The sequence below is a fragment of the Arthrobacter sp. Y3225116 genome, from assembly GCF_059091245.1.
The window spans coordinates 1-2,232 of record NZ_JBNHGL010000353.1; the positions used below are offsets into that span (position 1 = coordinate 1).

Sequence of the window (2,232 nt, forward strand, 5' to 3'; positions counted from 1 at the left end):
GGGGGCGTCGTAAGGGGTGCTTTGGGCCATAATGTCCATTTCTCGGTTGAGGGCGGCGGCAGGCGTGCGGTTTGCGGACCCGGCCGGGGCCCGGCCGCGGGCTGGCTCCCGGGCCGCGGTTCCGGCGGTTCAGCTACCGGGCTGCAATCAGCGTGGCGGCTTCCTGGCGGGTGCTGCCGGACTCGCCGATATGGGCGAGCTGGGGCGGAAGCTCCAGGCCCTTCTTGCGCATCGCGGTGGCCCAGAGGCGGCTCGCGCGGTAGGACGAGCGCACCAGCGGCCCGCTCATCACGCCCAGGAAGCCGATCTCCTCGGCCTCCTGGCTCAGTTCCACGAATTCCTCCGGCTTCACCCAGCGCTCCACGGGGTGGTGGCGTTCGGTCGGGCGCAGGTACTGGGTGATGGTCACCAAGTCGCAGCCGGCGGCGTGGAGATCGCGCAGCGCCTCGGAGATTTCTTCGCGGGTTTCACCCATGCCCAGGATCAGGTTGGACTTGGTGACCATGCCCTGGTCGCGGCCCTGCGTGATGACATCGAGCGAACGCTCATAGCGGAAGGCCGGCCGGATGCGCTTGAAGATCCGGGGCACGGTTTCCACGTTGTGCGCGAACACCTCCGGTTTGGCGTCGCAGATGGCCGTGATGTGTTCGGGCTTTCCGGAGAAGTCCGGAATCAGGATTTCGACGCCGGTGCCGGGGTTGAGTTCGTGGATCTTCCGGATGGTCTCGGCGTAGAGCCACACGCCCTCGTCGGCCAGGTCGTCGCGGGCCACGCCGGTGACGGTGGCATAGCGCAGGTTCATCTGCTGGACCGACTGGGCCACCTTGGTGGGTTCCAGGATGTCGACGGGTGAGGGCTTCCCCGTGTGGATCTGGCAAAAGTCGCAGCGGCGCGTGCACTCGGAGCCGCCGATCAGGAACGTCGCCTCGCGGTCTTCCCAGCATTCGAAAATATTGGGGCAGCCTGCCTCTTCGCAGACGGTGTGCAGCCCCTCCTTCTTGACCAGGTTCTTCATGCCCACGTACTCGGGGCCCATGTTGACCTTGGCTTTGATCCAGTCCGGCTTGCGCTCCACGGGGGTGGCTGCATTGCGGGCCTCGACGCGCAGCAGGCGGCGTCCTTCAGGGGCGAGCGTCACAACAGGGCTCCTTCGGTCTGGCGGTGGCCAGTGTCGGTGTCGGTGGCCGCGGGGCCGGGAGTGCCGGCTTTGACCAGGGATGTCTCGAACGAGCGGAGTTCTTCCTCCACCCGGTCTGCGATGTCGGCCGGAGCCACGTCCAGCCCGGTCTCGGCCTGGATGGTGGTGGTGCCGGCGTCGGTAATGCCGCAGGCAATGATCTGGCTGTAGGGTGCCAGGTCGTTCCGGCAATTGAGCGCGAAGCCGTGCATGGTTACCCGGCGGTTGACGCGGATGCCGATGGCGGCGATCTTGCGGGCCGGACCGCGCTCGTCGGCCTCGATCCAGACGCCGGAGCGGCCCTCCATCCTGGTGCCGGCCACGCCGTAACCGGCGAGCACGTTAATCAGGACCTGCTCGAGGATGTCAACGTAGTCGGCCACCCGGGTGGGATCCGGGAGAGCCACGATGGGGTAACCCACCAGCTGGCCGGGGCCGTGCCAGGTCAGTTTGCCGCCACGATCCACGCTGACCACGGGGGTGCCGTCCAGCGGCCGCTCATGGTCTTCGGTCCGCTTGCCGGCGGTGTAGACGGCGCTGTGCTCCAGCAACAGCACGGTGCTGGGCGCCGTGCCCGCCACGACTTCGGCGTGCAGCTTGCGCTGCAGCGCCCAGCCTTCTTCATAATCGACGTAGTCAGGGGCGAAGCCCAGCCGAGAAAACTCAAGAGCCATTCAGCAAGACTACGCTCCGGGGGCCGGGCACTGCTATTTGTGTAACGCCGCAATTGCTGTGGATAACTCCTGCACCCCGCGGCCAAACGGAGTACAAGTGGTCCATGGAAGATGGGCAGACACCCGGGGCGGCCTCCGTCGAGCAGGAACCGCCGCGCCCGGCGGCGCCGGGGCTGCACGTGCAGCGGTGGCTGGGCAGCGGCGCCTCGGCCTCGGTATGGCTGGTCAGCGATGCACTGACCGGAACGGAGTATGCCCTGAAGGTGCTGTCCGCGCCGCCTGCTTCCTCCTCCGACGACGGCGGAGGACCGCCGCCGAGGAACTCGCCCGCGGCCACAATGACTTCGCCTATGCCAACCTCGCGATCCGCGGCCGCCTGCT

Annotated in this window: 3 protein-coding genes; 1 reads left to right on the forward strand and 2 read right to left on the reverse strand. The window is 67.5% G+C overall.

The features are described from left to right. Positions 1-133: 133 nt before the first annotated feature. Both lipA and lipB read right to left on the reverse strand, forming a co-directional pair. Positions 134-1,138, reverse strand: a complete 1,005-nt coding sequence (lipA, locus tag AC5RV2_RS17230; protein WP_493999489.1) for a lipoyl synthase — start codon at positions 1,136-1,138, stop codon at positions 134-136. After that, positions 1,135-1,851 (reverse strand): lipoyl(octanoyl) transferase LipB, encoded by a 717-nt coding sequence (gene lipB, locus AC5RV2_RS17235; RefSeq protein WP_493999490.1) that lies wholly within the window; start codon positions 1,849-1,851, stop codon positions 1,135-1,137. The genes lipA and lipB overlap by 4 nt, the downstream gene beginning before the upstream one ends. A 104-nt stretch (positions 1,852-1,955) precedes the next feature. On the opposite strand from lipB, the gene AC5RV2_RS17240 reads away from it, so the two are divergent. Beyond that, positions 1,956-2,232 (forward strand): hypothetical protein (locus AC5RV2_RS17240; RefSeq protein ID WP_494093352.1); only part of this gene is annotated, 277 nt, incomplete at its 3' end.